Annotated in this window: 28 protein-coding genes; 10 read left to right on the top strand and 18 right to left on the bottom strand. The window is 40.0% G+C overall.

Annotated features, from left to right (window positions below):
* Positions 1 to 2 precede the first annotated feature (2 nt).
* Both ftsW and MOJ78_RS09145 read right to left on the bottom strand, forming a co-directional pair.
* Complete coding sequence (gene ftsW, locus MOJ78_RS09150) at positions 3 to 1,202, bottom strand: putative lipid II flippase FtsW (RefSeq protein ID WP_304980880.1); 1,200 nt, start codon at positions 1,200 to 1,202, stop codon at positions 3 to 5.
* A 116-nt stretch (positions 1,203 to 1,318) separates the two neighbouring features.
* Complete coding sequence (locus tag MOJ78_RS09145) at positions 1,319 to 1,807, bottom strand: site-2 protease family protein (RefSeq protein ID WP_304980879.1); 489 nt, start codon at positions 1,805 to 1,807, stop codon at positions 1,319 to 1,321.
* Positions 1,808 to 1,961: 154 nt separating this feature from the next.
* On the opposite strand from MOJ78_RS09145, the gene MOJ78_RS09140 reads away from it, so the two are divergent.
* Positions 1,962 to 2,879, top strand: a complete 918-nt coding sequence (locus MOJ78_RS09140; RefSeq protein WP_304980878.1) for a nuclease-related domain-containing protein — start codon at positions 1,962 to 1,964, stop codon at positions 2,877 to 2,879.
* A gap of 691 nt (positions 2,880 to 3,570) precedes the next feature.
* On the opposite strand, the gene MOJ78_RS09135 is transcribed toward MOJ78_RS09140, so the two are convergent.
* Positions 3,571 to 3,837: an Fpa/YlaN family protein gene (locus MOJ78_RS09135; protein ID WP_370529813.1), complete on the bottom strand. Its 267-nt coding sequence runs from the start codon at positions 3,835 to 3,837 to the stop codon at positions 3,571 to 3,573.
* A gap of 170 nt (positions 3,838 to 4,007) precedes the next feature.
* Positions 4,008 to 4,937: a glutaminase A gene (gene glsA, locus MOJ78_RS09130; RefSeq protein WP_304980876.1), complete on the bottom strand. Its 930-nt coding sequence runs from the start codon at positions 4,935 to 4,937 to the stop codon at positions 4,008 to 4,010.
* Positions 4,938 to 5,134: 197 nt separating this feature from the next.
* Here glsA and MOJ78_RS09125 point away from each other — a divergent pair, with 197 nt between their 5' ends.
* Together MOJ78_RS09125 and MOJ78_RS09120 are read left to right on the top strand one after the other, a co-directional pair.
* Positions 5,135 to 5,629: a peptidyl-prolyl cis-trans isomerase gene (locus tag MOJ78_RS09125; RefSeq protein WP_304980875.1), complete on the top strand. Its 495-nt coding sequence runs from the start codon at positions 5,135 to 5,137 to the stop codon at positions 5,627 to 5,629.
* Between the two features lie 90 nt (positions 5,630 to 5,719).
* Complete coding sequence (locus tag MOJ78_RS09120; RefSeq protein ID WP_304980874.1) at positions 5,720 to 6,352, top strand: YhcN/YlaJ family sporulation lipoprotein; 633 nt, start codon at positions 5,720 to 5,722, stop codon at positions 6,350 to 6,352.
* A 43-nt stretch (positions 6,353 to 6,395) separates the two neighbouring features.
* Here MOJ78_RS09120 and MOJ78_RS09115 read toward each other — a convergent pair whose 3' ends face one another.
* Positions 6,396 to 6,851, bottom strand: coding sequence for a pyridoxamine 5'-phosphate oxidase family protein (locus tag MOJ78_RS09115; RefSeq protein ID WP_304980873.1), 456 nt, complete (start codon positions 6,849 to 6,851; stop codon positions 6,396 to 6,398).
* Positions 6,852 to 7,020: 169 nt separating this feature from the next.
* On the opposite strand from MOJ78_RS09115, the gene MOJ78_RS09110 reads away from it, so the two are divergent.
* The gene (locus tag MOJ78_RS09110; RefSeq protein WP_304980872.1) at positions 7,021 to 7,221 is read left to right on the top strand and encodes a YlaI family protein; all 201 of its coding nucleotides are present in this window, start codon (positions 7,021 to 7,023) and stop codon (positions 7,219 to 7,221) included.
* 32 nt (positions 7,222 to 7,253) lie between these two features.
* Here MOJ78_RS09110 and MOJ78_RS09105 read toward each other — a convergent pair whose 3' ends face one another.
* From MOJ78_RS09105 to typA, 3 genes are all read right to left on the bottom strand, one after another.
* Positions 7,254 to 7,523 (bottom strand): hypothetical protein, encoded by a 270-nt coding sequence (locus MOJ78_RS09105; protein ID WP_304980871.1) that lies wholly within the window; start codon positions 7,521 to 7,523, stop codon positions 7,254 to 7,256.
* 194 nt (positions 7,524 to 7,717) lie between these two features.
* Positions 7,718 to 8,035 carry a YlaH-like family protein gene (locus MOJ78_RS09100; RefSeq protein WP_304980870.1) on the bottom strand — a complete coding sequence of 106 codons (318 nt, stop codon included), beginning with the start codon at positions 8,033 to 8,035 and terminating at the stop codon, positions 7,718 to 7,720.
* A gap of 172 nt (positions 8,036 to 8,207) precedes the next feature.
* The gene (typA, locus tag MOJ78_RS09095; RefSeq protein ID WP_304980869.1) at positions 8,208 to 10,046 is read right to left on the bottom strand and encodes a translational GTPase TypA; all 1,839 of its coding nucleotides are present in this window, start codon (positions 10,044 to 10,046) and stop codon (positions 8,208 to 8,210) included.
* Positions 10,047 to 10,167: 121 nt separating this feature from the next.
* On the opposite strand from typA, the gene MOJ78_RS09090 reads away from it, so the two are divergent.
* On the top strand, positions 10,168 to 10,353 hold the full coding sequence (locus tag MOJ78_RS09090; protein ID WP_304980868.1) for a DUF5325 family protein: 186 nt from the start codon (positions 10,168 to 10,170) through the stop codon (positions 10,351 to 10,353).
* Positions 10,354 to 10,672: 319 nt separating this feature from the next.
* On the opposite strand, the gene MOJ78_RS09085 is transcribed toward MOJ78_RS09090, so the two are convergent.
* Positions 10,673 to 11,467: an inositol monophosphatase family protein gene (locus MOJ78_RS09085; protein ID WP_304980867.1), complete on the bottom strand. Its 795-nt coding sequence runs from the start codon at positions 11,465 to 11,467 to the stop codon at positions 10,673 to 10,675.
* 227 nt (positions 11,468 to 11,694) lie between these two features.
* Positions 11,695 to 11,883, bottom strand: a complete 189-nt coding sequence (locus tag MOJ78_RS09080; protein WP_304980866.1) for a hypothetical protein — start codon at positions 11,881 to 11,883, stop codon at positions 11,695 to 11,697.
* Positions 11,884 to 12,096: 213 nt separating this feature from the next.
* Here MOJ78_RS09080 and MOJ78_RS09075 point away from each other — a divergent pair, with 213 nt between their 5' ends.
* Complete coding sequence (locus MOJ78_RS09075; protein WP_304980865.1) at positions 12,097 to 12,738, top strand: YktB family protein; 642 nt, start codon at positions 12,097 to 12,099, stop codon at positions 12,736 to 12,738.
* A gap of 156 nt (positions 12,739 to 12,894) precedes the next feature.
* Here the strand turns inward: MOJ78_RS09075 and MOJ78_RS09070 are convergent, their stop codons facing one another.
* On the bottom strand, positions 12,895 to 13,848 hold the full coding sequence (locus MOJ78_RS09070; RefSeq protein WP_304980864.1) for an NAD(P)H-dependent flavin oxidoreductase: 954 nt from the start codon (positions 13,846 to 13,848) through the stop codon (positions 12,895 to 12,897).
* Positions 13,849 to 14,009: 161 nt separating this feature from the next.
* On the opposite strand from MOJ78_RS09070, the gene MOJ78_RS09065 reads away from it, so the two are divergent.
* Complete coding sequence (locus MOJ78_RS09065; RefSeq protein ID WP_304980863.1) at positions 14,010 to 15,485, top strand: aminotransferase class I/II-fold pyridoxal phosphate-dependent enzyme; 1,476 nt, start codon at positions 14,010 to 14,012, stop codon at positions 15,483 to 15,485.
* Between the two features lie 106 nt (positions 15,486 to 15,591).
* Here MOJ78_RS09065 and MOJ78_RS09060 read toward each other — a convergent pair whose 3' ends face one another.
* Both MOJ78_RS09060 and MOJ78_RS09055 read right to left on the bottom strand, forming a co-directional pair.
* Complete coding sequence (locus tag MOJ78_RS09060) at positions 15,592 to 15,720, bottom strand: GapA-binding peptide SR1P (protein WP_304980862.1); 129 nt, start codon at positions 15,718 to 15,720, stop codon at positions 15,592 to 15,594.
* Positions 15,721 to 15,894: 174 nt separating this feature from the next.
* Complete coding sequence (locus MOJ78_RS09055) at positions 15,895 to 16,194, bottom strand: DUF3055 domain-containing protein (RefSeq protein WP_304980861.1); 300 nt, start codon at positions 16,192 to 16,194, stop codon at positions 15,895 to 15,897.
* A 264-nt stretch (positions 16,195 to 16,458) separates the two neighbouring features.
* On the opposite strand from MOJ78_RS09055, the gene MOJ78_RS09050 reads away from it, so the two are divergent.
* Entirely contained in the window at positions 16,459 to 16,887 is a 429-nt protein-coding gene (locus MOJ78_RS09050; protein ID WP_304980860.1) for a DUF1885 family protein, read from the top strand.
* Positions 16,888 to 16,923: 36 nt separating this feature from the next.
* On the opposite strand, the gene MOJ78_RS09045 is transcribed toward MOJ78_RS09050, so the two are convergent.
* Positions 16,924 to 17,763, bottom strand: a complete 840-nt coding sequence (locus MOJ78_RS09045; protein WP_304980859.1) for a polysaccharide deacetylase family protein — start codon at positions 17,761 to 17,763, stop codon at positions 16,924 to 16,926.
* Between the two features lie 231 nt (positions 17,764 to 17,994).
* Between MOJ78_RS09045 and MOJ78_RS09040 the strand changes: the two genes are divergently transcribed.
* Positions 17,995 to 19,497: a glycine betaine uptake BCCT transporter gene (locus MOJ78_RS09040; RefSeq protein WP_304980858.1), complete on the top strand. Its 1,503-nt coding sequence runs from the start codon at positions 17,995 to 17,997 to the stop codon at positions 19,495 to 19,497.
* Positions 19,498 to 19,962: 465 nt separating this feature from the next.
* On the top strand, positions 19,963 to 20,349 hold the full coding sequence (locus MOJ78_RS09035; protein WP_304980857.1) for a thioredoxin domain-containing protein: 387 nt from the start codon (positions 19,963 to 19,965) through the stop codon (positions 20,347 to 20,349).
* Positions 20,350 to 20,390: 41 nt separating this feature from the next.
* Here MOJ78_RS09035 and lpdA read toward each other — a convergent pair whose 3' ends face one another.
* The 4 genes from lpdA to pdhA are packed head-to-tail and all read right to left on the bottom strand — an operon-like array spanning position 20,391 to position 25,255.
* Positions 20,391 to 21,803: a dihydrolipoyl dehydrogenase gene (gene lpdA, locus MOJ78_RS09030; protein WP_304980856.1), complete on the bottom strand. Its 1,413-nt coding sequence runs from the start codon at positions 21,801 to 21,803 to the stop codon at positions 20,391 to 20,393.
* A gap of 2 nt (positions 21,804 to 21,805) precedes the next feature.
* Entirely contained in the window at positions 21,806 to 23,134 is a 1,329-nt protein-coding gene (locus MOJ78_RS09025; protein WP_304980855.1) for a dihydrolipoamide acetyltransferase family protein, read from the bottom strand.
* Between the two features lie 54 nt (positions 23,135 to 23,188).
* The gene (locus tag MOJ78_RS09020) at positions 23,189 to 24,166 is read right to left on the bottom strand and encodes an alpha-ketoacid dehydrogenase subunit beta (protein ID WP_304980854.1); all 978 of its coding nucleotides are present in this window, start codon (positions 24,164 to 24,166) and stop codon (positions 23,189 to 23,191) included.
* A 3-nt stretch (positions 24,167 to 24,169) separates the two neighbouring features.
* On the bottom strand, positions 24,170 to 25,255 hold the full coding sequence (gene pdhA, locus MOJ78_RS09015) for a pyruvate dehydrogenase (acetyl-transferring) E1 component subunit alpha (RefSeq protein ID WP_304980853.1): 1,086 nt from the start codon (positions 25,253 to 25,255) through the stop codon (positions 24,170 to 24,172).
* Positions 25,256 to 25,616 lie beyond the last annotated feature (361 nt).

Here is a 25,616-nt window from a genome sequence, read left to right as displayed (position 1 = left end):
ATCTAGTGGGTTGCTTGATGCCGTGATACGACTCGTAATTTGGTCTGCTTGTTGGATTCTGGTTCAGCCTGATCTGCGGGAGGGGTTTGTTCCTTTCGATAACGAACAAACATCGATACGTTTACTAATATCCCCATACTGATCATGAGTAATATGAGAGATGAGCCTCCATAGCTAATAAAAGGCAGTGTCACACCAGTTATTGGCAATAAACCAGAGGCGGCGCCTAAATTGACAAAGGCTTGAATCCCGATCATACCTGCTATCCCAATCGATAGCAGACTTCCGAATGCATCCTTACAATGCAACCCTATGTAAATACCTTTAAAAACGATAAAATAGAGCAGCAAAATAATTACTAAAACGCCCGCAAACCCCAATTCTTCACCAATAATCGCGATTATGAAATCGGTATGAGGTTCTGGTAAAAAGCCATATTTTTGAATGCTTTGCCCAAGACCATTTCCGAACAATCCACCTGTACCGAGTGCTAAGTAACCGTTGATAAGATGGTAACCGTCTTGCTGAGGATCAGAAAAAGGCTGGTAAGCTCCTGTAAACCTCGACAATTGTTCAGAATTCAGGAAAAACTTATAGACGATCAGACCAAGTCCACCCATTGAACCAACCATCATGAAAAGATGCTTCCAACGCATTCCTGAACAAAATACGATTACTGCTGAAGTCATGACAATGATCATCATCGTTCCAAAATCCGGCTGTAGTACGATTAAGAAACAAACGATTGCAAGCATCGTTAACGGAGGGATTACACCTGTTTTAAAATCGGATAGATAGTGTTGTTTTTTCGAAAAAACGGAAGCAAGATACAGAATCACCCCGATTTTGGCAAACTCCGCAGGTTGTAATGATACAGGTCCAAATTCAAACCAGGAACGTGCACCATTATGTTCTTCACCAATTAATGGAACCAAACCAAGTAACACCAGCATTACAACCGTAATCGGTATGATAAGCCTTTGATACATCTTGTACGGGACAACCATAAAAAAGAGGAATGTAAAAATCCCCAAAGTGACCCATATCAAGTGCTTATTAAAAAAATGTGTACTTTCTTCATGGTAGACAGTAACTGCTACGATCATGCTCGAACTGTACACCATTACTAGACCAATAGCAGTCAATATCAAGACTGCTGCAATTAATGTGTAGTCATAGTTTTTAAACATCCTTTTTAGCATACTGGTCAACCCTCACATTAATGTTGTTTACAAAACTATTCGAGTAAAACACGTTATTTCCTTCCCAACTTTAAGTGTTTGCCAAAAAAGTCACCGAATAAAAGTAAATTTGTTGTTTATGATTTGGCACCTTTTTGTGTTATTGCTTTTATGTACTTCATTAGCATTTCAAGGGCAATAAATCCGTCTGACTTTTTACTTCCAAGCTTGAAGGGAACCAAATTACCTGCTGCAATCCATATATTCACCATTGAAAACAAAAAAATCAGTTGGCCATTAGTTGATTCAAACGGTAAATTTTCCGCATACATCCACCCATAGCAACCGACAACAGCATTAATCAGTGGTCCATTTACCGAAATCAGTGCTTTTTGAAGATTAGGCAGTTCGTTTGACTCAACCCCAATTGTATATCCCCTAATAAAGTATAAAGCATGTACTTCTATATTAATAAATCGATTGGATACACGAAACAAAATAGGACCGATACCCAGTATTATTCGTGTATTGTCTGCACGGAATGATCGTGCTGTAATAAAATGTCCAAGTTCATGCAAAAGTGTTGCTAAAGGAAATAAGACGAAGATAACCCAAACAAATAACATATGTACCCCCTTACTATAACCACTCTATCGTATCATATGATTGGCTGAAGGCTATTTTTTGTTTTGTGATGATTTGGTGAAACAAAAATCAGTATTGTAAATTTTTGAATATTCCAATATTCTTGTTTTAACAAATAATTAAAGGATGTGAGTTATGTTATTTAAACAACGAGTTGAATCGGATGAATTGAAACTTGTGAGGTTTCTAAAATCACGGATGCAATTGTCAAAGGATCATATGAATTATTACAGGAAACTGGAAAAAGGATTCGAGGGTGAAGCAGCTTTCGATGCCCACCTGGGTCAAAAGCTGAAAATGGAATGCCTGATTCTGAATGACTTGCTCTATGAATACAACAACACGTTTTTTCAAATTGATAACCTGCTGATCGCCAAAGATAGACTTTACTTTAACGATGTAAAAAACCATGAAGGTGACTATATTATTGAAAAAGGGAGATGGTACACGCTTGACAAAAAAGAACGTAAGGATCCCCTGCTGCAATTGGACCGTGGTGAATCCTTATTCCGAAGCTTACTTCAAGAGCTTGGTGTCAACTTGCCGATTGAAGGCCACGTTATCTTCGTAAACCCCGAGTTTCACCTTTATCAAGCCCCTCTGAACCAGTCCATCATTTTTCCAACCCAGATTAACCGCTTCATACACAAATTGAATCAGACCCCATCGAATTTAAGAACATACCACACGAAACTTGCTGAAAAGTTAGTATCCTTACATGTGAAGAAAAATCCCTTCACACGCGTGCCTGAATATTCGTACGACCAACTAAAAAAAGGAATAACATGCCCAAACTGTCAAAGTTTTGTGGACTTGAGAGATAGGTTTATAGTATGTAACAAATGTGGGTGTACAGAAAATGTCACAAAAGCCGTTACAAGGAGTGTGAATGAATATACCCTACTTTTTCCAGAGAAAAAAATAACGACAAACGCTGTTCATGAATGGTGCCACATTATTGAATCTAAATCTACAATAAAAAGGGTTCTTCAGCAGCATTTTAATGTCATCTCAAAAGGCAGATCCTCTTATTATGTCAGGACTGGTGAATAATCCAACCAATTGTTGCACCTTCCCCTAATTTTTGTTAATTCCATATCCGATTACGTCCTATTCGGTGCGCATTCTCCTATTTTTTGTTAATCCCATGTCCGTTTAAGTCCTATTCAGCGCGCATTCTCCTATTTTTTGTTAATCCCATGTTCGATTACGTCCTATTCGGTGCGCATTCTCCTATTTTTTGTTAATTCCATATCCGTTTAAGTCCTATTCAGCGCGCATTTTCCTAATTATTGTTAATTCCATATCCGTTTAAGTCCTATTCAGCGCACATTCCCCTAATTATTGTTAATTCCATATCCGATTACACCCTATCCGGCGCACATTCCCCTAATTATTGTTAATTCCATATCCGATTACACCCTATTCGGCGCGCATTTTCCTAATTATTGTTAATTCCATATCCGTTTAAGTCCTATTCAGCGCGCATTTTCCTAATTATTGTTAATTACCTGTCCGATTACGTCCTATTCGGTGCGCCTTCCCCTAATTTTTGTTAATCCCATGTCCGTTTAAGTCCTATTCAGCGCACATTCCCCTAATTATTGTTAATTCCATATCCGACTACACCCTATCCGGCGTGCACACTACCTACTTTTAACAAAATAAAAACTCAAACCTTCCTCTTTTAGGTGGTTTGAGTTTTCGCTTTTAAAATATATGAAAGCAGATGTGCTACAAGAATCTATTTTGACCAGGCATCGTGCAGCGCTGTAAGTTGACGTTCCAATGATTCTAAAAGTGCCTTCCCTTGTTCTGCTTCTATTAAATTTAAACGAACAGCAAAATCAATCTCTCTGGAAAGCCCGAACATTTGCGTATCCAGAACTTCCTCATAAAGAGGGCATTGCGGCATCGTTAAATTTTCCATTTGAACTTCGATCAACTTGAGAATTTTTTCCGCATCCGCTTTTAATAGTGCGTATGCTTTTTCACGATGACCGGTTACCATCTCAGTCGACAAATCGAATCCCTCCGTTCCAATTGCCTCTCTCTTATTTATACTATCGTCTTACCTGTAAAAATGCAAGAAATATCAGCCTTTATAAAAGGTTACAAGCTCTTAAGATCGCTTAGTTGATATTCATCGATAAAATGTAGGACAAAAACTATGTTGTCGCTTTAAAAAATACTTAATTCGTAACGTTGTGATAACATTTCGAGAAGCTTCACGCCAGCGATACTGTTACCTTTTTCATTCAGGGCAGGACCGTATACACCAATCCCCATAGATGGTGGAACGAGGCCGATTATCCCTCCAGAGACACCACTTTTTGCAGGGATTCCAACGCGTATCGCAAACTCTCCTGAAGCATTATACATCCCGCAGGTAACCATGAACGTTTTCACTAATGTTGCGATGCCTTCAGGAATAATCATCCTATTCGTTTCAGGGTCTCTGCCTTTGTTTGCCAAAACCATGCCAATCCTTGCAAGATCAAGGCATGAAACTTTAATCGCACATTGCCTCGTATATAGATCAATAAGGTCCTCAACATCTCCCGTAATTAAACCGTGTTGTTTCATATAATAACAAAGTGCTCGATTAAGGTGTGCAGTTTCAAATTCAGAATCTGAAACTTCATGATCAACGTCAATGCTCGTATTGTTTGTAAGATCATGTATGAGAGTTAGAAACCGTCCAAGCTTATCATGTGTTGACCGACCCTCAATCATATTCGATACAACGAGCGCACCCGCATTGATCATTGGGTTCAGTGGTTTAGCTGGAACCTGGCTCTCTAGCTTTGCAATTGAGTTGAACGGATCACCAGTAGGTTCCATCCCAACCTTACGAAATACTTCCTCTTCGCCATTATCCATTATTGCTAGAGCAAGTGCTAAAACCTTAGAAACACTCTGCAGCGTGAAAAGTTTATCGACATCCCCTGCTTTGAAACAACGACCGTCCGTATAGTAAAGTGCAATCGATAAATCACATTTTTCCGCTCTACCTAATGCCGGAATGTAATCGGCAACCTTACCATCTTCTGTGTATTTACGTGCTCTTTCTACAAGCTCCACTAATTCATCATCTGTTTCACAGTACAAGATCTACACCTCCAAAACAAATTCGATAGTTGTGTTCAATGCGATATTAATTATTTGGATACTCGTCTATTTGTACTATACCCTAATGTGACAAAATAAAGAGTAACCTGTATACTAAGGGTGGAATTTTTCAGGCCAGTTATATTACAGCGCTGATTAACACTCTACTTTCTACTACAACTTTGAGGGGTGATCATTTGGAAACGATCGTTTTTATAGATGGTAAAGTAAAATTTCCTATCACTATCGATCCAGGTGTATGGATTTTTGATGATCGGAAGATCGATCTAGATACATACTTTAAGGAAGGTCCAAAAACAGAAACGGATACCTACACGAAGGAAGTTTCTGAGCACTGGGATCGCGAAAGGATGGAAGGAGCAAGGGTTCCATCGAAGTCGAATGACAATAAAATACATTATGACAAAATGCAGCTATTCTCAAAATCATATGGGATACCTTTAAGCCCATTTATTCTGAATGCACAGCCTGAACAAAAAGCTTCACACGTTATAATCGGTACAAAAGATGGAACAGAAATCAAAATCTCCGTTTCAGAAGCGAAGAGTGCTATCCTTGGATTTTCAACAAATGGGAAACCCGTAAAGGATGGACCTGTTCATTTTTATTACGGTGATGGGTCGAACCAATCTAAGCCAATCCATTCAATAACTCGCTTCACGCTTGTGTAAATCGCTTCGATAACTTTCCGTTTTTGTATAAAGATAGTCGCTTTTACGAACAATAACCGTAAATTGAGTTAAAGGAAAGGATGAACCAGTTTGCGGAATGTTCGTATTATCTTACTGCCCTTGCTCTTTTTACCGTTGATTGCTTGTCAGAACAATAATGAAAACGATGAAGCTGAATTAGGCGCTCAAAATACAAGGCCGATCGAAGTGGAGCAGAGCGTTGAATATAATGAAGAGGAACGTAAAAGCTCAGCACAAATTTCGAAGCGGCTTGTTGATCTTTCTACAGGAGTTAAAGGCGTTAAGGAGGCAACTGCAGTTGTACTTGGAAGATACGCAGTCGTCGGAATCGATGTGGAGGATGATTTGGACAGGTCCAGAGTCAGCTCAATAAAATACAGTGTTGCTGAAGCGTTGCAGCATGACCCGTACGGTGCTAATGCTCTCGTAACCGCTGATCCTGACATTTATGAACGCGTAGCTGAAATGGGAAGACAAATCAGGGACGGACAACCGGTTGGGGGAATATTAGAAGAACTAGCAGCTATCACCGGAAGGTTAATGCCTGAATTCCCTGCTCAAATCAATAAAAAAGAACCAGATCCAACTCGTAAAAACGATAAAGATATGCCTGAACGAGACGAAAACCAGTTACGTAATCAACAGCAAAAACAAGGAAAATCATCACCATCAGAACCGAATCGAATAAAAGAACAAGATTAACGCATGATTAAAAAAGGGGTGACCGCAATGGTCACCCCTTTTTTTATTTAGCCTTCAACACATCCATTACCTGTCGATCAAGTTTTGCAGCCGCTTCGGCATCATATGTTTTTTCATATACTGGAGGCTGTGATATTTTCGCTCCGTAAAACATTGCATCCCTTACCTCACTTATCTTAACTGTTATTAAAGCAAGTTTGATTGGCACAGAATCAAGCGGGTCACGTGTAACGTTTGCTTTACCACTTATAACAGAGGTCGTTTCATCACCGAAGAGTGTAATTGAGACGTTTTCGTTGTTTTTCAAATTTTGCACTGCTATAGATTTTCTATCGATTGCTAAAAGTACCGTTTCCATATCAGGCGCATAGATCCAAGAAATCGCATTGACATAGGGGATATTTTCGTTCGGGTCCGAAGTGCTGACGATCGCAAAGCACTCTTTTTGCAGCAATTTATAGAGAGTGTCATTCAAGGTTGAAGAGCTCTTCTTAGCCAACTAGATCAACTCCTTTTTAATTGCGTGTAATCATAGTGTACTTCCTCTTAATCATTTCGATAAGTTTTGATCAAACCCTTTAAAACCTCCCAACAAGAAACCTGTCCTAATTATGGTATACTATAGGAAAATCATTTTTAGTAACCGATAATGATTAGAGGTGACAATCATGAGAGTGAAATGTGTGTTATGTGACAAAATCGAAAAAATTGAAGATGTAAGTCCACTGGCCAAACGATTACGAAATAGGCCAATTCATACGTATATGTGTGGGGACTGCAAAAAAAGAATTGCAGAAAGAACTGAAGAACGTAAAGCTTCAGGTAACTTCATAACTTATCGACAGGCTGCCCAAGAAGACACTTGGTAAGATTTTCATTTTTATTTTCCATTAAATACGAACTAATTATACTTTGGTTCAGCCTGAATTGAATCAAACAATGCATCAATTAATTCCATCGGGAATTTTTTTGTAAGCCATTCTTCATCAATTGTATAGACAACAATGTAAAAAGGTTCCTCTTCAAGAACTTCAAGATTTTTGACATGATGGTCCTCTCCAAGAATCTCTCCAAAAAACTCATATGTATCTTTGGCCGCCTGATCATCTGGTCTACCTTCAACAACCTTTTTAATACTCAACCAATTATATAATGCATCCTCTAAATTCATATTTAGCCAACCTCCCAAACATATAAAGAAAACTTGGCTAACGCCAAGCCTTAGCGCAGGCGATTCGCCCTAGTTGCGCTTATACTATAGAAAGTATTCTATACTTTCTTAACGTGAAATGAAAGGGATGACTTTTTCAGGGATAGAACGGGCAATTCCCTTTCCATTTCCCTACTATTAAGTCATCCCTTACTTTAAGCCTGCCGTTCTTCCTTCTTCGATTGATATAAACGAATTTTATACACGATTAATATGAGTGCCGCAATGAGCAATCCTTCAGTAATCGGTAAAAATACCGCGAAAAAGGTCAAAACAGTACATCCGAGCCCTAGAAAGATATAAACAACTAAAGCCTTTAATAGTGGGAGTCGCCTCGAAAACCCTAATTTAAAAACGACAATCGATAGGGCTAGTACAGTTAAATATAAAAACCACATACCAACCTCTGGATTCGTATCCACATTATATAGCTTTGCAAAGAATTGAAGACGTTCGCTAACGTTCGCTTCCACTCCTACCGTCTCCTTCTCCCTATATTTATACAAGCGTAAGCACCTCGTTCAGGTGCAACAAAGTAAACTTGGTTTTTGTCATCTGTGAAGACAATTGCCATAGTTGCCTTCGTACATTAGTGCAGCAATGGAGATTCTGCAATATAAGACGCCTATGCAATAAAAAGTCCTATTAACTTTGGTTTGCTAATTTCTTTTTCTTTTCTATACGTTCACGATCACTTTTATTAAGGATTTTCTTACGCATACGGGTTGACTCTGGTGTAATTTCACAGTACTCATCGTCATTTAAATACTCAAGCGCTTCCTCTAACGTAAGAATTCTTGCCTTTTTAATCGTGACGGTCTGATCCTTTGTAGCAGAGCGAACATTCGTCAATGCCTTCACTTTCGTCAGGTTCACAGTGATGTCATTTTCCCTGTTATGCTCTCCGACGATCATTCCTTCATAAATCTCAGTTCCAGGCTCGACGAAAATCGTGCCACGATCCTCTACGTTCATAATACCATATTGTGATGCTTTTCCGGATTCCATTGATACAAGGACTCCTTGGCGACGGCCACCAATGTTACCTTGAATCATTGGCTGGTAGCTGTCAAAGGAATGGTTAAGAATTCCATAACCACGCGTCAATGTAAGAAACTCTGTTGTGTAGCCGATCAATCCCCGTGCAGGGACTAAGAACTCAAGACGTACTTGCCCGTTACCGTGGTTGACCATATTAACCATTTCACCTTTACGCTCACCAAGTGACTCCATGATTCCACCTGTATGTTCTTCAGGTACATCAATTTGTACACGTTCGAAAGGCTCACACTTTGTTCCATCAATTTCACGGATAATCACAACAGGCTTTGAAACTTGAAGCTCATAACCTTCACGGCGCATGTTCTCGATCAGGATTGATAAATGCAGTTCTCCACGACCTGAAACCGTCCAAACATCCGGAGAATCAGTGTCTTCTACACGTAAACTTACATCCGTTTCAAGCTCTGATTTCAGCCGTTCCTCGATTTTACGACTCGTTAAATACTTGCCTTCTCTTCCGGCAAAAGGACTATTATTGACGAGGAATGTCATTTGGATTGTCGGTTCATCAATTCTAAGAACTGGGAGAGGATCCTGGTTGTCTTCAGGACAAACTGTTTCACCCACATTGATTTCTTCCATTCCGGAAACTGCCACAAGGTCACCTGCTCGGGCTTCCTCAATTTCTACTCGTTTTAGTCCAAGGTATCCGAATAGCTTCGTTACTCTGAATTTCTTAACAGACCCATCAAGTTTCATTAAAGCAACCTGTTGTCCGACTTTGATTTTCCCTCTGAAAACTCGACCAATACCAATTCGACCGATATAATCATTATAGTCGAGCAGGGCCACCTGAAATTGTAACGGCTCATCGCTGTTATCAACAGGTGCAGGAATATTCTCAAGAATCGAATCAAATAATGCAGTCATATTTTCGTCCTGCTGTTCCGGATCCATACTTGCAGTTCCGTTCAATGCTGAAGCGTATACGACAGGGAATTCGAGCTGATTATCATCGGCACCGAGTTCAATAAATAGGTCTAGTACTTCATCAATTACTTCTGTCGGACGGGCAAAAGGCCGGTCGATTTTATTGACGACAACAATTGGTGTCAATTTTTGTTCGAGTGCTTTTTTCAAAACAAATCTGGTTTGAGGCATGCATCCCTCGTATGCATCTACTAACAACAGAACGCCATCAACCATTTTCATAATCCGTTCAACTTCACCGCCAAAGTCAGCATGACCTGGTGTATCCATAATATTAATGCGTTTTCCGTTGTAGTTGATTGCAGTGTTTTTTGCTAGTATGGTTATCCCACGTTCTTTTTCGATATCATTGGAATCCATTGCACGTTCACTTACCTGTTCGTTTTCTCTGAACGTACCTGATTGATGGAGCATTTGGTCCACCAATGTCGTTTTCCCATGGTCTACGTGGGCAATAATTGCTATATTGCGCAGTTCTTCTCGCAAATTCAAGTTAATCTCTCCTTAAGGTGTTGTTCCCATTAAATTTCAACTTTTCTATTATAGCACAAAATCAAACCCTTTTCTTTTTTAAAAATTTAGGTAAAATCAAGTGTAGAGGAGGGTACGAATCATGAACATGCAATCGGTCATTTTCATTGTCATTGCAATATTGGTCACCTTTTGCATTACATTAATCGGTGTTGCACTCGGTGAAGAAAACCTATTACTTGGTATCGTTGCACTTTTAGGCGCTTTTATACTTATGGGGGTCGGATTTTCAGTTAAACGGAAATTCAGGAATTCAAGCAATAGCTGAGTTCATAGACTGACCTATCGCGTACTTTGAAAAAAGGGCTGAATCAATTATTGGTTCAGCCCTCTTGTTTTTGAAAGAATACATATAAAAAACGAATGAAGTAATGCAAATTGCAGTCCTAATAGGATTTGCGGTCTATGTATGAGGGCAATTTGGAGTTTTGAGGTGTACTCGGAGTTTTGGCGTGCAACTCGAATTTTTCGCGTGGGGAGTGGTTATTGCGTGTACCAATATTAATCACCCTCCCCAAAAGTTCAAAATGGCTTACCCGAACATCAACCTAACGATGTTTGGAGGTAGCCATTTTTATCTTTTCTGTTTAACCTTTAATATAATCAGATATTATTCTTTCGTGTAGTCCCGTCTTGGCTGCAAATACAGAATTTTGCTCAAGCAAGCGGAGCGGTTCTCCGTTTAAAGTCGTAACCATTCCTCCTACTTCCTCGATTAATATTTTACCGGCAGCAAAATCCCAAGGTGAAAGCCTCATTGTAATATATGCATCAAGTCGTCCAGCGGCAACAAATGCTAACTCTATAGCGGCAGAGCCATACGACCTTGTCCCACGGCACTTCTTTACAATAGGAGCGAGGACAGATGGATCTATTCTTCTATTCTCGGTAATCCATGTTGCATTTACCGCAACAATCGATTCCTCAATCATTACATCACTCAGCTTTGGAAGTTCTCGCCCATTCAAATATGCCCCTTCTCCTTTAATCGCATAAAACATTTCATCATAAACAACATTATAAATAATCCCTACCATACCAATTCCTTCATTGTACACACCTATCGAAATTGCAAAATTGGTTTGTTGATGTACAAAATTCATAGTGCCGTCAATCGGGTCGATCAACCACACTGTCCCTTTTAGAGAATCGATTTTTTCTCCGATTCCCTCTTCACCTAATATCTTATGGTCAGGATAGTTCTCGTTAATTTTATTAATAAGGAATCCTTCAATTTCGCGATCCATATTTGTCACAAGGTCATCGGCATTCGATTTCGTTTCGATCGTCAATTGATCCTCAAATGATTCTCGAATGACTTCCCCTGCTTCTGTTGCCCAAGTGATTGCCTGTTCACAAATTTTTTGCCAGTTTAAGGACATGTAGACACTCCTTTTAAAAAGACATTCAGATTATCCGTGCAATTTTAGTAATCAACTATGTATTCACAAAGAAAACTTGGCAAGGCCAAGCTTTAGCGCAAAGTAAGCTCTAGTGCGCTTATACTATAAAATTTTTTTATATTTTTTTAGCGTGTAAAAACGAACCTCCTTACTGACAAGGTTCGTTCTACCTATGGGCATGAATTCAACGTCATCAGGACACACACTTATGCTTCTAATTGTAACATTTCCAGTCTTAATCGTTCTAATTTTTTCTTCGATCGATTAATTTGATCTCCATCTTCCGCTACTAATGCATCGTGTAGAGTTGCCAATTCATAATCGATTTCAAGTCGAAGAACTGGGATTCTACGCTCGGCCTCAGTTTTCTTAAGCGTTTGAATCACTTGCTTCATGGAAACTCACACTCCTTTTCTTTTTTACTTATTCTCGTTAATACATATTCATTCCTGTTTTTCCAACTATTCTGAATATTCCAATCTGTCTTATGATACCATTGTAATCCTATCTTTCCACGGATCTGTACTTTAAAACCTGACAGCTTCATATTTTGATACAATTGTTTCCTGTGGTAAACTACACGTTGATAACTTATTCGAGGTGATTGGATGACATTTAAAGGGTTTACTAATAAAGATTTCGATGTTTTTAAGATTAATGGTTTAGAGCAACGAATGGAAGCCATCAAATCGAGAATCCGTCCTAAGTTCGAGGATCTCGGAGAACATTTTGCACCTTTTTTGACCGCAGCAACTGGAGACGAAATGTTCTACCATACTGCAAAACATGCAAGGAGATCCGTGAATCCACCTGAGGATACCTGGGTTGCTTTTTCAAGTAATAAACGGGGCTATAAACAGCATCCCCATTTTCAAATCGGGTTGTTCAAAACTCACCTGTTTGTTTGGTTTGCAGTGATTTACGAAGCACCAATCAAAGAATCATTTGCTTCAATCCTCGAGAAAAATCAGTCTGAAGTTCTAAAAGCGATTCCAGATAATTTCGTCTGGTCGATTGATCATACTAAGCCAGATGCCATTTCTCATAAAGAAGTGGAGAATGGTGAGTTCCCTAAAATGACACATCGTCTTAAAGAAGTCAAAAAGGCTGAGATTTTATGTGGAATACATATTCAACGTGACAACCCTGTTCTAAAAAAACCTGTTCAGCTACAAACCCAAATTGAGCAAGCGTTTCAATCTCTAGTTCCTTTATATCAATATGCGCAGCGGAGTTCTGTGTCATCTTGATGCATTTAATTAATGTATTATATTATGGCAGTTCTTTTATCGTATAGGTATCTATCCTTACTATTCAAATAAATCTATGATATTTCCACTTTAATTGAAAACGGGGCTGACCAACTGTCACCCCCCGTCACCAATTATTTTTGATTGTTCGTTCATTCAATTCCACTTCGTTCGAACCTTTTCTGCTTCATAGATCATTCGTTCGAACAATTCATCAACACTTGGAATATCCTTGATTCTTCCCGTTATTTGACCTGCCCACCCAAAGCCATCCTCTCTACCATGATGAGCGTACGAACGATTCGCGTTGCCCGAAATATACTCTTTAATCGCATTATACGTAGGCTCGATTTTTTCAATCTCTAAAATTCGTTCAGACCACCCATTTCGGATCACTCTTCCAGGAGCACCAAGAGAACGCTTGATTACGGTAGTATCATTCTCATTCGCATCAACTAAGGCTTGCTTATAAGTATGATGGGCATGGGCGCACTCTTTGGTCGCAACGAATCGTGTTCCCATTTCGATTCCTTCTGCTCCCAATGCTAAAGCAGCCATAAAGCCTCTGCCATCCCCGATACCCCCAGAAGCTATTACTGGAATTGAAACATGATCCACGACTTGTGGAACGAGGACCATCGTACTGATATCTTCCTTCCCGATATGCCCTCCACCTTCCTGCCCAACGACCATTACTGCATCTGCTCCTAGCTCTTCCGCTTTGACAGCCTGACGTCTTGCTGCAACGAGAACAAGCTTCTTAACGTCAACACCTTTCAATTGCTCAAAGACAGGGGTGGGATTTCCTCCAGTCATTGAAATTACAGGTACCTTTTCTTCAATGGCAACGTCGAGCATATTAGCAAACGGTCTTCCATGTTGTCCGATTGCAAAATTCACGCCAAACGGCCGATTCGTTTTCTTTCTTACCTTATGTATTTCCCTTCTAAGCTCTTTGGGAGATGATAGCGACATAGCTGTAATTTGGCCAAGACCTCCCGCATTCGAAACTGCAGCCGCAAGCTTTGAATAGGCGAGGTAAGCCAACCCGCCTTGTATGATCGGGTATTGGATTCCGAGCAATTCCGTTACACGTGTCTCCCATTTCATTACATTTCCACCACTTTCCACTGACGTTTTAAATATTTTTCTTGCAAGCATCTGTAGATTTGATATACTTTGATTTGTTTTATCATTTTAGCACATGACTATCCAAAGGATTAGTCTTAATGTTTCGACTTCCTATAATACTTAAACGAGGTGTAATTTCATTGTCTCAACACCAGACACCACTATTTACTGGTTTGTTAAACCATTCAAAGAGAAACCCAATCCAATTTCATATACCAGGCCATAAGAAAGGAAGGGGAATGGATCCGGAATTCCGAGATTTTATTGGTGAAAATGCACTATCAATTGATTTGATCAATATCGGCCCCTTAGATGATCTACACCATCCACACGGAATGATTAAAGAAGCGCAAGTTTTGGCAGCAGATGCATTCGGGGCTGACCATACCTTCTTTTCTGTTCAAGGGACTAGCGGTGCAATCATGACAATGGTGCTTTCAGTGTGTCATCCAGGTGATAAAATTCTTGTGCCAAGAAACGTTCATAAGTCGGTAATGTCCGCAATAATTTTTTCTGGTGCTGTACCTATATTCATACACCCAGAAATCGATCCGACTCTCGGAATTTCACACGGGATCACAATAGATTCTGTGAATAAAGCGATTCATCAACACCCTGATGCAAAAGGATTATTAGTGATCAACCCAACTTATTTTGGCATTAGTGCAGACCTTAAAGAAATAGTCCGGATCGCTCATGACCAAAATATACCTGTGCTCGTCGATGAAGCACATGGCGTTCATATCCATTTCCATGAAAGACTTCCGTTATCTGCAATGCAAGCAGGAGCTGATATGTCGGCAACGAGTGTTCACAAGCTAGGGGGGTCATTGACACAAAGCTCGATTTTAAACGTTAAGGATGGACTCGTATCTCCTGAACGCGTCCAATCGATCTTAAGTATGATGACGACAACCTCGACTTCGTACTTATTATTGGCATCCCTAGACGTCGCCCGGAGGCGGTTAGCAACAAAAGGATATGAATTAGCTGAACAGTCGATACAATTGGCTGACAACGCAAGATGTGCAATTAATAAGATTCCATTCCTACATTGTGTCGGTGCAGAGATTCTTGGAACTCCGGCAACGTTCGATTATGATCCGACTAAATTGATTATTTCGGTAAAGGATTTAAATGTGACTGGTTATGATGTTGAAGTGTGGCTTCGTGAAAAACATAATATCGAAGTCGAGCTTTCCGACTTATACAATATCCTATGTATTATTACAGCTGGAGACGTTCAAGAAAATATAGATGCATTGGTTAAGGCATTATCAGAGCTTTCTGAATTACATCAACCTCTTTCTGATGACAATGATAAAAAGATTCCAGTCCATGTTCCTGAAATCCCTGTACTCTCACTTTCACCAAGAGATGCATTTTACTCTGAAACGGAAAGTGTCCCTTTTAAAGAAGCAGTCGGAAGAATTATTGCAGAATTTGTGATGGTCTATCCACCGGGTATTCCAATTTTCATACCTGGTGAAATCATTACACAAGAAAATCTTGATTATATTAACGAGAATGTTGCAGCTGGTCTTCCTGTTCAAGGTCCAGAGGATGAAACCCTTGGAATGATTCGTGTCATTAAAGAGCATGTACCGATTAAATAACGGGACCTATTCCACTTCTGCCACTAAAGGGTTAACATTAATTGATCATACGCACCAATGGAATGAAAAAAGGGGCTGACTCGTTTGAGTGTAGCCCCGTCGTTATTTATGAACGCTTTTGTCCACTTTTACGTTGTTTCTTACAGTTTGGACAGCTTGAGTATAATGTTGTTACCTTCTCGACCTCGAAGTGTTCAATAGTTGCTTCACATGTTTGACAGATAATTGTTCCCATTGCCTACACTCCTTCGCTTATTGAAAGCGCTTTATTTAATCGTTACATTTATAATATGATGTCACAATTAAAATGTCAAGAGGTAATTGTATGACACATTTATTTCTTTGTGTTAATAGATGATTCAGTCACTGAAATGGGAATGACCCATATTGGGTCATTCCCATTGCTTATTTATTCATATTGTTCTGCTATTGGAGAAAATGGCAGTGATTCTTCAAAAAATGTCGAAAGGTCCTTTGCCTCTTGTTTAGATGCAATCCGAAACACCTTTTGAATCGTTTCCGTATTTTTCAAATCCACTGCATCCATAAGAGTGGAGCGTCCGGTTTGCATGCATACGACAAGTGGTTTTCCGAAAAACATGTTCGTATAAATGATCCCAAAATCGTATCGGACATGCTCAGTTGTAAATCCGACAAACCTAACTTTTACTGTTTCATCTTCTTCATAAAGTTTGTCAAACAAATCCATGCCAACGCCCTCCTTCAGAATATTTTGAATTTTATTAATTATACTAACCATCTTATTCAATAACAACGGTTTCGACAAAGTCTCTTATTAATTTCACCCCCTTACTATTGAAAATGTTGTATTAATCAACAGAACTACCCGACAAATAATAGAATTAAACCGAATATTCATATTTTTACTAAAATAATTGTGTTTTAATGTTCGAAAATGCTAGTATGGATTTATAATGAAGGGAATCCTGACCAGGATAAGGAGTGAACAATATTGCCTAGCAGCGCATATATAAAGCTAGTCGCTAAATCAAAGCAGCAAACGATTACATTAGAAGAAGTAAAAGAGCTTATCAATTATTATAAGGACATTACAACGAAAACTGGTACTCAATTAGGTTGGGAATATGGGTCTAACGCCTTCCCTTATTCGCTGGAACAACGAGAAGATGGGAAAGATAAATGGTTTCTTTTAAAAGGGAATGATCAGGACGACTATAAATACATAATTGTAGGTGTTGGGGGTACTGATGAAAATCAGGAAGGCTCTGAGAGTAATACTTACATTCAAGTTGTATTACCAGATGGTTCTACACATGGTGATAAAGGAAAGGCGAATGAATTCTGTAAATTCCTAGCGAAAAAACTAGACGCTGAGCTTCAACTATTCAACGGTCGTACAATGTATTATTACAAAAGATAACGAACTCATTGAAGGGGAGACATAACGTCACCCCTTCTATTTTTTCTCAATTTGATCAGGATCGATAAACGTATATCCTTTTCCGCGTAATCCTTCAACAATATTCTTCAATGCTTCATTCGTCCATTCTCGATCATGAGCAAGTATAATCGCACCGTTCGTAAGCAGCTCCGTGTTCACCATAATATCAGTCAATGCTTGACTATTTTGATATTCCGCCTCCCAATCATAACCGAACGTCCAGTTCATAAACATCATGTTTTGTTCGTTGACTAAATTCTTGGAAAAATCGGTGTTCACTCCAAATGGGGCACGGAAAAAGATAGGTTTCTCCCCTGTGATAGCTTCAATCTCCTCATTCAGTGTCAAAATCTCCTGCTTTTGTTCCTCTACAGACAAATTTGAAAGGTTTGTATGTGTCATCGTATGATTACCTATTTCAAAACCAAGATCGTGTATTTTACGTAGGACTTCCTTTTCTTCACCCGTATCAATGAAATGTCCATTTATAAAAAAGATGGCTGGAACATTTAATTCTTTTAATGTTTGTGCCATTTCAAGGCCATACGTGTCCGGGGCATCATCAATCGTTAATAATACTGCTTTTTCGTGTTCTGTTGATTCTGTTTGCATTGTCCAATTTGCTGGACTGATCGTGTAGGTTATCTTTGGCTCTTCAGGTTCAGCTGGTTCCCCTTCCCCCTTTTCAGAAGTCGGAGGATCCTCTGGTTTATTTTCCTTATCTTCCGGTATGTTTTCAGTTGTTTCCGTTTGTTCTTGGTCAGTTTCCGTTCTTTCCTGTGTAGGTTCCTCAACTGTTGATGCATTACAACCTATAAGGATGCTAACCATAAGTAAAACCAATAGTTGTTTCATGCTGACTCCCCTTTTTCTCTCTTTTATCTTTTGAACATCATATTCTAGTATAAGGTCGATGGGTAAATTATAGAAGGGAAAATTCACCTAAAAATAGGTTGATTTTGGTTAAGTGAACAGTTAATTGGGTACTATTAAAACGTGTATGAGCGAATCTGTAGCTGAACCGTATGATTCAATTTGAGGTTTTAACATTCGGGACACATGTGATTGTATAGAAAGGAGTTACATATGAAGAAATTCACAAAAGTATTTGTTATATCACTTCTCATTTCACTCGTTTTTATTGCGTGGGGGGTCTTATCACCCAAAAATCTAGCTGAGAATACAGCAGATATCCAGGCTTTTCTCCAAATAAAGTTCGGATGGTTCTACCTGCTTTCCGCAACGGCATTCCTTGTCTTTTCGATCTTTCTGATTTTCAGTAAGTACGGCCGTATAAAGCTCGGGAAGGATACGGATGAGCCAGATTACAGTACAGTTACATGGTTCGCAATGCTTTTTAGTGCCGGTATGGGTATCGGGCTTGTTTTTTGGGGAGTCGCAGAACCCTTATTCCACTATTATGCCCCCCCTTCAGGGAATGGGGAAACGGTAGAAGCCGCACGGGCATCCTTGCGTTTCGCGTTCTTCCATTGGGGACTCCATCCATGGGGAATATACACAGTAATTGGACTTGCTCTTGCCTATTTCAAATTCAGAAAAGGAGCACCAGGTCTAATTAGTGCAATTTTTAGACCAATATTAGGTGATCGGGTAAATGGTCCTATCGGAATACTCATTGATGTCATCGCCGTATTTGCAACCGTATTTGGTGTTGCGACATCACTCGGCTTTGGAGCGGCACAAATAAGCGGTGGACTTTCTTATGTAATAGATGGAATTGAAAATACGAAAATGACACAGCTCATAATCATTGCAATCGTTACTGTACTTTTTCTACTATCTGCATCCACGGGATTGAACAAAGGAATTAAATACTTAAGTAATATAAACATCGTTCTGGCCATAATTTTAATGCTGTTCCTTCTGTTTACTGGACCAACTAATTTTATTATGGATGTATTTACGCAAACGTTAGGTTCTTATATTCAAAACTTACCTGGCATGAGTTTCAGACTCGGCCCCTTTAGCGATACCCGTCAGGATTGGATTCAAGCTTGGACAGTGTTCTATTGGGCATGGTGGATTGCATGGGCACCATTTGTAGGTATGTTCATCGCACGTGTATCAAAAGGGCGTACCATCCGTGAGTTTGTTCTAGGTGTGTTGCTCGTACCTACTATTTTTGGCGCCCTATGGTTCTCCGTATTTGGAGGATCAGCCATCTTCCTAGATCGATTAGAGGGAGCTGGCCTTTACGGTATTATGACCAACCCAGACAATGGTACAGAAATTGCATTATTCGCACTACTCGAACACTTTCCGTTAGGGGTCGTTATGTCGTTTCTTGCTATCCTGCTGATCAGCACATTCTTTATTACTTCAGCCGATTCTGCAACGTTCGTTCTCGGGATGCAAACGACCAATGGAAGCCTAAACCCTCCAAATTTCATTAAGTTTGTATGGGGGATTGTTGTAGCTGCCTCTGCTGCAATCCTTTTATATTCAGGAGGACTTCAAGGTCTACAGACAGCGTCAATAATAGCAGCCTTTCCGTTTACAATCATCATGATCTTTATTGTCATATCAATGATAAAGGCATTAAAAGAAGATCACCAGATGAAGAAGTGATCGAACAGTGGAGTAGCTCACTCGAGTCAACTCCATCTTTATTTCACATAAGCTTTAGTATTAAATAAAAGCAAGCCCCCAAAAGGCTTAACCATATTGATAATCTTTTCGGGTTGTGCAAGTATACTCCAAACAAATAACCAAGGTAGATGAACAAAAGCATCAGCAGATATTCAAAAAGTGTGGGATCACGGTGTGAAAGGTAGATGACAATGGAATAAAGGCTCCAAATTATAATTTGGACGGATGACAAAACAAGTACTGAATAAACCATCCACACCCTCCTCCCCTTTCATCATTACAGTATATGCATTTGAATAAGCTATACGACATGATGTAAAGGTTATGAAGTTTTCAATTTTGTAACATTTTATTTACGAGACAGGTTCTCGGAATATTTCATGATAGAATCAAACTAACCTACAAGAAGCGCTCCTAGATTCTAACATGAAAGAAGTGAACTTCATGAATACAAAGTCACGTATATTTCTTTCAATTCCGATGCTTGCAGTACTTTCAATATTAAGCAGCTGTCAAATAACACCTGCTTTAAGTCACATGCCCGACTTCGCTCAAGGTCAAGTTCACACAATCTTATTTTCTTCAAACGATAATCATAATAAAGAAAGGGCCTATTATGATGCATTGTTAGAGCTCCAGAAAAAATATCCGGACAAGCTTAGTTCTATTAAAATTATACAAAAGGATAACACTGACATGGTTGATTATTTTAAAGTGTCTACGTTTCCAACGTTAATCATTATGTATGGAAATAAAGTTTCTGTCCGAATCGAAGGACAAAAGGATACCGATAAAATAACGGAAGCAATTGAGCCAGTTTATGAACAGTAAAAAAAGAGGGGCGACTTAGTCAGTCGCTCCTCTTTTATGCATTATTTAACGATGTGGACCGGTAGTCCGATTGCTACTTCTGCTGCTTCCATCGTGATTTCACCTAAGGTTGGATGAGCATGTATGGTTAGGGCAATATCTTCTGCAGTCATTCCTGCTTCAATTGCAAGCCCTAATTCTGCAATCATATCCGAAGCATTCGGTCCTGCGATTTGTGCACCAATCACAAGTCCATCATCTTTGCGTGTGATCAATTTCATAAATCCTTCCGCATCGTTTAACGAAAGGGCGCGGCCATTTGCTCCAAATGGGAACTTGGACGCCTTCACATCAAAACCTGCTTCCTTAGCCTCAGCTTCATTATACCCAACACTGGCAAGCTCCGGATCACTGAACACGACCGCAGGGATTGCCAGATAATCGATTTCAGCTGCTTCTCCCGATATTGCTTCTGCTGCGATTTTTCCTTCATAAGATGCTTTGTGTGCTAATGCTGGCCCTGGAACGATATCACCAATTGCGTACAAGCCATCAACGGAAGTTTTCCCTTGTTTGTCGACTTCAATTAAGCCTCGATCGTTAATTTTAACCCCAATTTGCTCGAGCCCGAGTTCCTCAGTATTCGGCTTACGCCCAACTGTTACAAGTACGTAATCCGCTTCAAACGACTTTTCCTCACCTTTTACTTCAGCCGTGACAGTTACTCCCTTGTCCGACTCTTCGACACCTTTTGCCATCGCATTTGTGATGATCTCTACGCCTTTCTTTTTAAGACGACGAGAAACAAGGGTGCTCATTTGCTTTTCAAAGCCAGGAATAATCGACTTACCGCCCTCTAGGATTGTCACTTCCGTACCGAGATTTGCATAAGCAGAGCCTAGTTCGATACCGATATACCCTCCACCGATGACCACCATTTTTTTTGGAACTTCTGTTAGAGCTAATGCCCCAGTTGACGAAATGACACGGTCACTCCATTTAAAAGAAGGCAATTCAATCGGGCTTGATCCAGTTGCGAGTATACAGTTCTTAAATTTGTATGTTTGAGAAGTATACTCGTCTTTTGTTACACGAACCGTATTGGTGTCCGAAAAGTAAGCTTCCCCTTTAACAATATCGACTTTATTTCCTTTAAGAAGCCCTTCTACCCCACCTGTCAATTTCTTAACGATACCCGTTTTCCATTCCTGAACTTTGCTCATGTCTACCTTGACATTTTCTGCTGTAATTCCGATATCCTCTGAATGCTTTGCGTGTTCAAAACGGTGACTTGCGTTAATGACTGCTTTAGAAGGTATACAACCAACGTTGAGACAAACGCCTCCGATTTCGTCTTTTTCCATAATCGTAACCTTTTGCCCCATTTGAGCAGCACGAATTGCGGCAACATATCCGCCGGGTCCGGAACCGATGACCAGTGTATCAACTTCTTCTGCAAAATCGCCTACTACCATTTTTATGCCTCCATTATCAATAATTGTGGATCGTTCAACAGACGTTTAATATGGTTTAGTGCTTGCTGTGCAGTGACACCGTCAACAAGTCTATGATCATAGCTGATTGAAACGGCAAGTACTGGTGCAGCTACAATTTCACCATCATCAACGACTGGCTTTTCTTGGATACGTCCGACACCGAGGATCGCTGCGTCTGGATGGTTGATAATCGGTGTAAACCATTGACCCCCAGCTGAGCCAAGGTTCGAGATCGTACAAGTGCTGCCTTTCATTTCATCTGTAGACAGTTTGCCATCCCGAGCTTTTTTCGCTAACTCATTGATCTCATTAGACAGTGTGAAAATCGACTTACGATCTGCATCCTTTATAACGGGTACGACGAGACCAGCATCTGTATCTGCAGCAATTCCGATATTGTAATAATGCTTGTGTACGATTTCCTCATTTTCATCATCAATAGAAGCATTCAAGATTGGATACTCGCGCAGTGCGGATACAAGCGCCTTCGCAACGTATGGAAGATACGTAAGCTTTATACCCTTTTCAGCGGCCATTTCTTTGAACTTTTTACGATGTGCGACAAGATCGGTTACGACAACTTCATCCATATGCGTAACATGAGGCGCAGTATGTTTGGAGTTGACCATTGCTTTAGCAATTGCTTTACGCGTACCTTTTAGCTTCTCACGTGTTTCAAGCTCTTGTGCTGCAGCTGCAGGTTTCACTTCCGTTTTCTTCTCCTTGGAAGTTTCTTCTGCTTCTTCTACACTGTCTTGAGCATCTACGGCTTTGTCTCCACCGTCAAGATATGCGTCGATGTCTTCTTTTAAAATTCTATCGTTCTTACCTGATCCACTGACCTTCTTAAGGTTTACCCCTTTTTCACGAGCATATTTTCGTACAGAAGGCATTGCCTTGATCCGATTCGTTGGATCATCATCAGATTCATCGGTATCTTCTGATTTGGATACCACTGTTTCCGATTTTTTCTGTTCCTTATCATCTTCCTTAGCTTGATCTGCTTCAGGCTTCTTGTCTTCATCCGCGTTTGGTTGCTCTGCTTCAGACTCACTGCTGTCGCCTTCATAACCCTCTGCATCGATGGTTACAAGAACATCACCTACAACTGCGACTGTTCCTTCTTCAACCTTAACTTCCTTAATTGTACCGTCAACCGGCGCAGGAATCTCAACAACAGCTTTATCATTCTGGACTTCAAGAAGGATGTCATCCTCCTTAACCTCATCTCCTGCTTTGACAAACCATTTTACGATTTCACCTTCGTGGATACCTTCACCGATATCTGGAAGTTTAAATTCAAATGCCACGGGATTCGCCTCCTTAAATTCTATCGAATCAAATGATCGTTTGGACTGGCTCTATTAAAAGTTCACGACTTGCTTTGCTTTTGCAACGATATCTTTGTAATCCGGCAACCATACATCTTCTGCTGCGGAGAACGGGAATACTGTATCCGGTGCAGTAACACGTAACACTGGTGCCTCCAACGAAAGAATCGCACGATCATTAATCTCTGCCACTACATTCGCAGCAACTCCTGCTTGCTTTTGAGCCTCCTGTACAACAATGGCACGATTTGTTTTGTTGACAGACTCTATAATCGTATCAACATCAATTGGGCTCACGGTCCTTAAGTCAATAACTTCAGCTTCAATGCCTTCTTTTTCAAGCTCTTCAGCCGCTTTTAATGAAGAATGAACCATTGCACCGTACGTGATGATGGAAATGTCTTTCCCTTCCCTTTTAACATCTGCCTTACCAATTTCCACAGTATACTCTTCTTCAGGTACTTCATCACGGAATGAACGATAAAGCTTCATATGTTCAAGGAAGATGACTGGATCGTTGTCTCGAATTGCTGACAAGAGCAACCCTTTTGCATCATAAGGAGTTGATGGGATAACAACCTTCAGACCTGGCTGTTGCGCCATTAAACCTTCTAAGCTATCAGCATGGAGCTCTGGAGTTTTAACACCTCCGCCAAATGGAGAGCGAATCGTTATCGGTGCATTGTAGCGTCCGCCTGAACGATATCGTAAACGTGCCATCTGACCTGAAATCGCATCCATGACTTCATAAACGAACCCGAAAAATTGGATTTCAGGAACAGGGCGATACCCTTGTAACGCTAACCCGATAGCTAGTCCTCCAATTCCGGACTCTGCAAGGGGCGTATCAAAAACGCGATCTTCACCGTACTCTTTCTGGAGGCCTTCTGTTGCGCGGAAAACCCCACCATTTTGACCAACGTCTTCCCCAAAAATCAATACATCTTCATCATTCTTCAATTCGATACGCATCGCATCAGTGATCGCTTGAATCATCGTCATTTGGGCCATCGCTTACTTCGACTCCTTTTCTTTATATTCTTCCATTTGCTCCTCTAGATTTTTCGGAAGCTTTTCGTACATGATATCGATCAGATCCGTAACTTTTTGTTTAGGTGTTTCATCGGTTTTTTTAATTGCTGCTTTAATTTCTTCTTTTGCTTTTTCTACAACTTCATTTTCTTTTTCTTCGGACCATAAGTCTTTACTTTCTAAATATTTGCGGAAACGAACAAGCGGGTCTTTCTTTTCCCATTCGTTATCCATATCTTCTGTACGATATCGAGTCGGATCGTCCCCTGCCATTGTATGAGGTCCATAACGGTAAGTCAGTGTTTCGATCAATGTCGGACCTTCTTCGTTCATCGCACGTTCACGGGCTTGTTTTGTTGCTACATAAACGGCAAGAACATCCATTCCGTCTACCTGGATACCGTGGATACCTGCTGCAACCGCTTTTTGAGCAATTGTTTTTGCTGCTGATTGTTTTTCAACAGGTACTGAAATAGCAAAACGGTTATTTTGAACGACAAAAACAGCTGGGGCATTAAATGCGCCTGCAAAGTTGATTCCTTCATAGAAATCACCTTGTGAAGCACCACCGTCACCTGTATACGTAATCGCTATATTTTTCTTGCCACGTTTTTTCAATCCCAGAGCCACTCCGGCGGTCTGTGTAATTTGTGCACCAATAATAATTTGTGGAGCAATCACATTAACACCTTCTGGAACTTGGTTACCATGGAAATGTCCACGAGAAAAAAGGAACGCTTGGTAGAGAGGTAATCCGTGAAATACGATTTGGGGAACATCACGATATCCGGGTAAAATAAAGTCCTCTTTATCAAGAGCATAATGGCTACCCAGCATTGAAGCTTCTTGTCCGGCAACTGGTGCATAGAACCCAAGACGTCCTTGTCTGTTTAGTGATATAGCACGTTGATCCCAGATTCGAGTGTAAACCATACGTTTCATCAATTCTTGTAAATCTTCATCAGATAAGTCGGGCATCGCTTCCTTATTTACGATTTCGCCTTCCTCATCAAGTATTTGGAACGTTTCAAATTCCTCTTCGATTTTCTTAAAGGTTTTTGTACCCATGAAGGTCACCTCATCCTTTCTTTTTGAAAATAAAATGATTTCGTTTCAAATGATCCTGGCAAATTATACACATCCGTTAGATTGCCCATATGTGACACAATACATGACAATACAACGATTATTTTCATCAAATCATGAACGGTTTGAAACAAGTGACTCCTTCAAACACTACCCGATTTAACGGGTACATAATCGTTTGGATATTTCCTTTCCGAGATGTACACTTGAAACGCAATCTGTATTAGTTACCATAGATGCATATTATAGTACAACTACGTCTGTTTCTTAGTTTACACTAACTATTAAAAAACCGTCAATCTTTTGGTATTTCTATGTTTTTATTGCAAATGTGTTGTTTATC

The organism is Alkalihalobacillus sp. AL-G (assembly GCF_030643805.1).
Taxonomy (GTDB): domain Bacteria; phylum Bacillota; class Bacilli; order Bacillales; family Fictibacillaceae; genus Pseudalkalibacillus.
Note: the sequence above shows the minus strand (reverse complement) of the source record. Positions and strands in the feature narration are given on the sequence as shown.

What these genes read in the sequence shown, in the direction of transcription:
- ftsW (WP_304980880.1), bottom strand. Translation starts at nt 1,202, where the DNA reads ATGCTAAAAAGGATGTTTAAAAACTATGACTACACATTAATTGCAGCA.
- MOJ78_RS09145 (WP_304980879.1), bottom strand. Translation starts at nt 1,807, where the DNA reads ATGTTATTTGTTTGGGTTATCTTCGTCTTATTTCCTTTAGCAACACTT.
- MOJ78_RS09140 (WP_304980878.1), top strand. Translation starts at nt 1,962, where the DNA reads ATGTTATTTAAACAACGAGTTGAATCGGATGAATTGAAACTTGTGAGG.
- MOJ78_RS09135 (WP_370529813.1), bottom strand. Translation starts at nt 3,837, where the DNA reads ATGGTAACCGGTCATCGTGAAAAAGCATACGCACTATTAAAAGCGGAT.
- MOJ78_RS09110 (WP_304980872.1), top strand. Translation starts at nt 7,021, where the DNA reads ATGAGAGTGAAATGTGTGTTATGTGACAAAATCGAAAAAATTGAAGAT.
- MOJ78_RS09105 (WP_304980871.1), bottom strand. Translation starts at nt 7,523, where the DNA reads ATGAATTTAGAGGATGCATTATATAATTGGTTGAGTATTAAAAAGGTT.
- MOJ78_RS09090 (WP_304980868.1), top strand. Translation starts at nt 10,168, where the DNA reads ATGAACATGCAATCGGTCATTTTCATTGTCATTGCAATATTGGTCACC.
- MOJ78_RS09085 (WP_304980867.1), bottom strand. Translation starts at nt 11,467, where the DNA reads ATGTCCTTAAACTGGCAAAAAATTTGTGAACAGGCAATCACTTGGGCA.
- MOJ78_RS09080 (WP_304980866.1), bottom strand. Translation starts at nt 11,883, where the DNA reads ATGAAGCAAGTGATTCAAACGCTTAAGAAAACTGAGGCCGAGCGTAGA.
- MOJ78_RS09075 (WP_304980865.1), top strand. Translation starts at nt 12,097, where the DNA reads ATGACATTTAAAGGGTTTACTAATAAAGATTTCGATGTTTTTAAGATT.
- MOJ78_RS09070 (WP_304980864.1), bottom strand. Translation starts at nt 13,848, where the DNA reads ATGAAATGGGAGACACGTGTAACGGAATTGCTCGGAATCCAATACCCG.
- MOJ78_RS09060 (WP_304980862.1), bottom strand. Translation starts at nt 15,720, where the DNA reads ATGGGAACAATTATCTGTCAAACATGTGAAGCAACTATTGAACACTTC.
- MOJ78_RS09055 (WP_304980861.1), bottom strand. Translation starts at nt 16,194, where the DNA reads ATGGATTTGTTTGACAAACTTTATGAAGAAGATGAAACAGTAAAAGTT.
- MOJ78_RS09045 (WP_304980859.1), bottom strand. Translation starts at nt 17,763, where the DNA reads ATGAAACAACTATTGGTTTTACTTATGGTTAGCATCCTTATAGGTTGT.
- MOJ78_RS09040 (WP_304980858.1), top strand. Translation starts at nt 17,995, where the DNA reads ATGAAGAAATTCACAAAAGTATTTGTTATATCACTTCTCATTTCACTC.
- MOJ78_RS09035 (WP_304980857.1), top strand. Translation starts at nt 19,963, where the DNA reads ATGAATACAAAGTCACGTATATTTCTTTCAATTCCGATGCTTGCAGTA.
- lpdA (WP_304980856.1), bottom strand. Translation starts at nt 21,803, where the DNA reads ATGGTAGTAGGCGATTTTGCAGAAGAAGTTGATACACTGGTCATCGGT.
- MOJ78_RS09020 (WP_304980854.1), bottom strand. Translation starts at nt 24,166, where the DNA reads ATGGCCCAAATGACGATGATTCAAGCGATCACTGATGCGATGCGTATC.
- pdhA (WP_304980853.1), bottom strand. Translation starts at nt 25,255, where the DNA reads ATGGGTACAAAAACCTTTAAGAAAATCGAAGAGGAATTTGAAACGTTC.